The organism is Planomonospora algeriensis, from assembly GCF_977012225.1.
The window spans coordinates 1-5,820 of sequence record NZ_CDRNDK010000401.1; the positions used below are offsets into that span (position 1 = coordinate 1).

A 5,820-nucleotide genomic window follows, 5' to 3' on the forward strand; every position below is an offset into this window, starting at 1 on the left:
ACCCCGTCGCCGGCGCCCCCCGGTTCCCGCCGCGCCCGCGACGACCGCGATCGCGTCCGGGGTCCGGGCGGCCTGCGCGGAGACGGCCTCGTGGACCAGTTCCGCGTCGAAGCGGGTCGCCGGGACGGACTCGCCGAAGGCCAGCACCCGGCGGCGCTCCTCGGCCGGGAGCAGCTCCAGCTCGGAGATCCGCGCCCCGGGATCGGCCACGATCGACCGCAGCAGGCTCTCCAGGCAGGCCGCCATCCGCTCGGCGGTGTCCGGGCGGAACAGCGCGGTGCTGTAGGTGAGCTGGCCGCGCAGCCCTTCGGGCGTCTCGAACAGGTACATGGCCAGGTCGAAGCGGCTGACCCCGGTCTCGATCGGGAACGGGCTCATGGTCAGGCCCGGCGTGTCCAGCGGCTTGGACCGGTAGTTCTGCAGCGCGAACATCACCTGGAACACCGGCGAGCGGCTGACGTCCCGCTCCACGCCCAGCTCGTCGACGAGCCGGTCGAAGGGGAGCGCCTGGTGGGCGTAGGCGTCCAGCGCCGTCTCCCGCACCCGCTCCAGGAGCTCGGCGAACGTGGGGTCGCCCGACAGGTCGGCGCGCATCGGCAGGGAGTTGATGAAGACGCCGACCACCCGCTCCAGCTCGGGCAGGTCCCGCCCGGAGACCGGCGAGCCGACCGCGAAGTCGTGCTGCCCCGAGTAGCGCGCGAGCAGCACCTGGAAGGCGGCCAGCAGCGTCATGTACGGCGTGGCGCCGTGCGCGCGGCCCACCGCGGCGACGGCCTCGCTGAGCTCGGCGTCCAGGTCGAGGCCGCAGGCGGCGCCTCCCAGCGCTGCTCGGCCGGGCGCGGCAGGTCGGTGGGCAGCTCCAGCGGCGGCAGCCCCTCCAGGCGGTGGCGCCAGTAGCGGACGTCCGCGTCATGGGAGCCGTCCTCGGCGCGCTCGCGCAGCCAGTGCGCGTAGTCCCCGTACTGCAGCCGCACCGGGGGCAGCTGCGGTTCGCCCCCGGCCAGGTGGGCGGCGTGCAGGGCGAGCAGCTCCTCCATGACGACGTCGCAGGACCAGCCGTCGGTCACCGCGTGGTGCATGGTGAGCAGCAGGACGTGGGCGCCGGGCGCGAGACGGACCAGCAGCGCCCGGAGCAGGGGGCCGCGCTCCAGGTCGAAGGGCCTGGCCAGCTCCTCGTCGATCGCGGCCGTGCCCTCGGCGGCGTCGGCGATGCGCAGCTCCGCAGTGGGGAGGTCGTCGACGACGAGCTCCGGGCTGCCGTCGGCCGTGGTGACCAGCCGGGTGCGCAGGCTCTCGTGCCGGGCCGCGACCTCCGTCAGCGCCCGGCGCAGGGCCTCCTCCCCGATCTCGCCCTCCAGGCGGACGGCGAACGCGACGGTGTAGGCCGTCGTCCCCGGTGCGTACTGCTCCAGGAACCACAGCCGTTCCTGCGCCGGGGAGAGCGGCGGCGGGGTGCCGGGCGGGCGCGGCGGGATGGCCGCGATGACGGCGCGGCCGCCCAGGCGCTGAGCGAGCAGCGCCTGCTTGGCCGGCGACAGGGCGGTGTGCGTCACGGCACCTCCGTGCTGCGGCTGGGGAACCAGGTGCGTTCCCGGGTCGGGGGCGGGAACGCCCCGAAGGGCGGTCCCGGAGAGCGGCCGCGAGGGGCAGGGCGGCCTGGTGAGGGTCGCCGATCCCGCAGGGGACCGGGCAGAGGTGATCACCGGCCGCTCAGCGGGGCGGCCAGGGTGGATCGGAGACGGTGCGGAGTCTCCGATGAGCCGACGAGATCGTCCCGGGCGGGATTTCTCGTACAAGTGTTCGTTTCCATGCGGTGGGAGCGTTCCCACGGAGGAGGCTAGGGACGTGCTGACAAGGCCGTCAAGATTTCTCTGATGTTTTCGGTTATAGACAAACACAGTAAAGAAGTAGTTAGTCCACTTCCTAGACTAAAGACGGATTTGCCGGTTTCATCAAACTTTTCCGGTCTCACAGATCCCATTGACAGCCCTCCCCGACTCCTCCTACCCTCCGATGGGAGCGCTCCCACCCTGTCCTCTCAATCAGGGCGGCCGAGCCATGCCCGCGGTCGCCCACGCCAGGAGCGCACACGTGACCGTCACCATCCCCTCCGCCGCCGGCCCGCGGAACGCCGTCCCCCCTTCGGAGGACGACCTGCGACTCCTGCTGCTCATCCGGCACTTCGAACTGACCCTGCTCCGCCTGTTCGAGGCCGGCGAGCTGAGCGGCACCACCCACACCTGCCTGGGCCAGGAGTACGTGCCGGTCGCGCTGGCGCCCCTGCTCGGCGACGACGACTTCGTCTTCAGCAACCACCGCGGCCACGGCCACTTCCTGGCCCGCCACGCGGAGCCGTACGGGCTGCTGGCGGAGATCATGGGCCGCGAGGGCGCGCTGTGCGCGGGGGTCGGCGGGAGCCAGCACGTCTACCACGGCCGCTTCCTGTCCACCGGCGTGCAGGGCGAGAGCCTGCCGGTCGCGGTCGGCGCGGCGCTGTCACTGAAGGGGAGCGGCGCCCTGGCCTGCGCCTACATCGGCGACGGCACCTGGGGGGAGGGCTCGGTCTACGAGGCGCTCAACATGGCGCGGCTCTGGCGGGTACCGCTGCTGGTCGTCGTCGAGCACAACGGCATCGCCCAGTCCACCCCGACCCGCGCGCAGATGGCCGGGACCGTCGCCGGGCGCGCCGCCGCGTTCGACGTCCCGCACCACCGCACCGCCTCCACCGAGGTCACCGAGATCCGCGCCGAGCTGGCGCCCCTGGTCGCCCGGGTGCGCGAGGAGTCGCTCCCCCTGGTCGTGGAGTTCGCCACCCATCGGATCGGCCCGCACAGCAAGGGCGACGACACCCGCAGCGCCGAGGAGATCGCGCTGGCCGCCGGCCACGACTGGCACCCCCGCTACGCGCGGCTCCTCGGCGAGCGCTTCGGCCGGCTCGACCGCGAGGCGCGCGAACTGGTCGAGCGCGTCGCGGCCGAGGTCGCCGCCCGCCCGCTCTCGGTCTGGGAGCGCCCGTGACCCGCGTCGCCGAGCACCTCAACCGCGCCCTGCACGACCTGCTGGCCGCCGACCCGGACGTGCACGTCCTCGGCGAGGACATCGCCGACCCGTACGGCGGCGCCTTCAAGATCACCCGAGGCCTGTCGGACCGGTTCGGCGAGCGGGTGCGCTCCACCCCGCTCAGCGAGGGCGCGATCGTCGGGGTCGGCGCCGGCCTGGCACTGGCCGGGGAGAAGGCGATCGTCGAGATCATGTTCGCCGACTTCGCCGCCCTCGCCTTCGACCAGCTGGTGAACTTCGCCGCCAAGTCCACCACCATGTACGGCAGGCCCGTGCCGATCCCGCTGGTGGTGCGCTGCCCCTCCGGAGGCGGGCGCGGCTACGGCCCGACCCACAGCCAGAGCCCGCAGAAGCACTTCCTGGGCGTGCCCGGCCTGCACCTGTTCGAGCTGACCCCGTTCCACGACGCGGGCGCCCTGCTGGCCGCCATGTTCACGCTCGGGCAGCCCTGCCTGCTCTTCGAGGACAAGGTCCTCTACACCCGCGGGATGTACGAGAACGGCGTGGTGGACGACCTGTTCCGCTACGAGCTCACCGGCGGCGCGGACGACCCGGGCGGCACCGCCCGGGTCTTCGTGGAGGGCGGCGGCGAGCCCGACTGCACGCTCGTCGTCCCCGGCGGGATGGCCCACCGGGCGCTGGCCGCCGCGCGGGAGCTGCTGCTGGAGGAGGACCTGCTCTGCGAGCTGCTGGTCCCGGCGCGGCTGTACCCGGTGCCCGAACTGCCCGGCCTGGAGCGGGCCCGGCACGTGTGCGTCGCGGAGGACGGCTCCGAGGGCGGGACCTGGGGGACGGAGGTCGCCCGGGTGCTCTACCCCCGGCTCTGGCCCGCGCTGCGCCGCCCGATCACCCTGCTCAGCGCCGCCGGGAGCGTCATCCCGGCCGCCCCCCACCTGGAGCGGGAGGTCCTCCTCCAGCCGGACCACATCAAGCGCGCGATCACGGAGGCCCTCTCATGACCGAGATCCGGGTGCCCAAGCTCAACAACAACGACAGCGCCTACCTGCTGACGGCGTGGACCGCCGAGGACGGCCAGGCCGTACGGGCCGGGGAGCCGATCGCGGAGCTGGAGACCTCCAAGGCGGTCGAGGAGCTCACCGCCCCGCAGGACGGGGTGCTGCGGCACCTGCTGCCCAAGGGTGCCGAGTGCGCGCCCGGCCAGGTCATCGCCCGGCTCGGCGACGACTCCGGCGTCCCCGGCCCCGCCCCCGAGGCCGGAGCGGGGGCGGCGGCCTCAGGGGCGGGCACGGAGACGGGTGCGGAGACGGGCGCGCAGGTCATCACCGCACCCGCCCGGTCGTTCATGGACGAGCACGGCATCTCCATGGAGCAGGTGGTCGCGCTCGGGGTGAAGGTGGTCCGCCGTACCGACCTGGAGCGCCTCCTGCCGCCGGCCGGGACCGCCCCCGCTCCGGAGCCGCCGGTCCCCGCGCCCGGCCCGGAGAGCGCCGGCCCGGAGACCACCGGCCCGGAGAGCGCCGGCCTGGAGACCGGTGACCCGGAGACCGCCGCGGACCGGGACGGCGGGGAGGGGACCGGCCTGGTCGAGCTGTCGCGGGCCCAGCGGCGGGTCGCCGAGGTGGTCGAGCTCTCGCACCGGGAGATCCCGGCCGCGTTCACCGCGATGCGGGTCGACGTGACCGAGGCGCTGGCGTTCGCCCGGCAGGAGACCAAGCGGCTGCGCGCCCTCATCGGCCTGCCCGAACTGCTGGTCCAGGCGGTCGGCGGGCTGCTCGACCGCTTCCCCCTCTGCTTCGCCTCCCCGGCCGGCGCGCACCGGGCCCGCCTGCCCGCCGCTGCCGGGGTGGGCGTGACCATGGACGTCGGCCGGGGCATGGTCGTCCCCGTGGTGAAGGACGCGGGCGGACGGCCGCTCGCGGAGATCGCCCGCGACCTCATGCGGCTGCGCCAGGCGGCGCTGAGCGGGGGTTTCCGGGAGGAGGACCTGCGGGGCGGCGCCATCATGGTCACCCTGCACACCGAGGAGGCCGTCGTCACCGCCGTCCCCGTCGTCTTCCCCGGACAGACCTGCGCCCTGTCCCTCACCGCCCCGCGCCCCGAGGTCGTCGAGACCGCCGAGGGCGTCTTCACCACCCGGAAGGTCGTCTCCCTCGGCCTGGCCTACGACCACCGGTTCGTCAACGGCCGCGAGGCCGCGGAGTTCCTGGGCGCGCTGCGCTCGGCCCTGGAATCGCCCGCCTCCGGCGGCTGAGCGCCCGGCGCCGCCGGGGCCACCGGGTCCTCCCCGCCCGCCCCGGCGGCCGCCGATTCCCGGGGTGAGCGCCTGAAGTGCGAATATGTTCGGGTCATGACGAACCCGACGGAAGGTCTCGATCGTTGAGGCGGTCACTCACGGTCCTGCTGCTGGCCTGCGCCGCGCTGCTCGGCGCGGTCGCCCCGGCCCAGGCCCACAACGTACTGATCGGCAGCGATCCCGAGGACGGCGCCTCGATCGCCGCCGGGCCGGAGAGGATCACGCTCACCTTCGACCAGCCCGCGCGGCAGGGCTTCGCGCTGATCACCCTGACCGGACCGGACGGCGCCCGGTGGGAGGAGGGGAAGACCGCCGTCGACGGAGCGAAGGTCAGCGTCAAGGTCAAGCCCCTCGGCCCCGCCGGGGAGTACGTCGTGGGCTACCGGATCCTCTCCTCCGACGGCCACCCGGTCTCCGGCAAGACGGCCTTCACCCTGACCGCCCCGGGGCCGGGCTCCGCGCAGCCGGCCGCGGCCGCGTCGGCCCCGCCGTACCCCGCCGCCTCC

General features: G+C 74.3%; 6 protein-coding genes. 4 read left to right on the forward strand and 2 right to left on the reverse strand.

Annotated elements, in window-relative coordinates; all coding sequences use genetic code 11:
- Nucleotides 1-762 (reverse strand): condensation domain-containing protein (locus ACWJ6R_RS28615; protein ID WP_449065205.1); only part of this gene is annotated, 762 nt, incomplete at its 3' end.
- Nucleotides 729-1,553 (reverse strand): condensation domain-containing protein, encoded by an 825-nt coding sequence (locus ACWJ6R_RS28620; protein WP_449065206.1) that lies wholly within the window; start codon nt 1,551-1,553, stop codon nt 729-731. The genes ACWJ6R_RS28615 and ACWJ6R_RS28620, both read right to left, overlap by 34 nt.
- 538 nt (nt 1,554-2,091) lie before the next feature.
- Between ACWJ6R_RS28620 and ACWJ6R_RS28625 the strand changes: the two genes are divergently transcribed.
- The 4 genes from ACWJ6R_RS28625 to ACWJ6R_RS28640 all read left to right on the forward strand — a co-directional run.
- Nucleotides 2,092-3,018, forward strand: coding sequence for a thiamine pyrophosphate-dependent dehydrogenase E1 component subunit alpha (locus ACWJ6R_RS28625; RefSeq protein ID WP_449065207.1), 927 nt, complete (start codon nt 2,092-2,094; stop codon nt 3,016-3,018).
- On the forward strand, nt 3,015-4,019 hold the full coding sequence (locus tag ACWJ6R_RS28630; RefSeq protein ID WP_449065208.1) for an alpha-ketoacid dehydrogenase subunit beta: 1,005 nt from the start codon (nt 3,015-3,017) through the stop codon (nt 4,017-4,019). Before ACWJ6R_RS28625 ends, ACWJ6R_RS28630 begins: the two co-directional genes overlap by 4 nt.
- Nucleotides 4,016-5,272 carry a 2-oxo acid dehydrogenase subunit E2 gene (locus ACWJ6R_RS28635; protein ID WP_449065209.1) on the forward strand — a complete coding sequence of 419 codons (1,257 nt, stop codon included), beginning with the start codon at nt 4,016-4,018 and terminating at the stop codon, nt 5,270-5,272. The genes ACWJ6R_RS28630 and ACWJ6R_RS28635 overlap by 4 nt, the downstream gene beginning before the upstream one ends.
- Before the next feature lie 125 nt (nt 5,273-5,397).
- Nucleotides 5,398-5,820, forward strand: a 423-nt coding sequence (locus tag ACWJ6R_RS28640) for a copper resistance CopC family protein (RefSeq protein WP_449065210.1), incomplete at its 3' end; no start/stop codon positions are given.

Bases quoted from the DNA above. Each gene is read 5' to 3' on its own strand.
- ACWJ6R_RS28635 (WP_449065209.1), top strand. From the start codon at position 4,016: ATGACCGAGATCCGGGTGCCCAAGCTCAACAACAACGACAGCGCCTAC.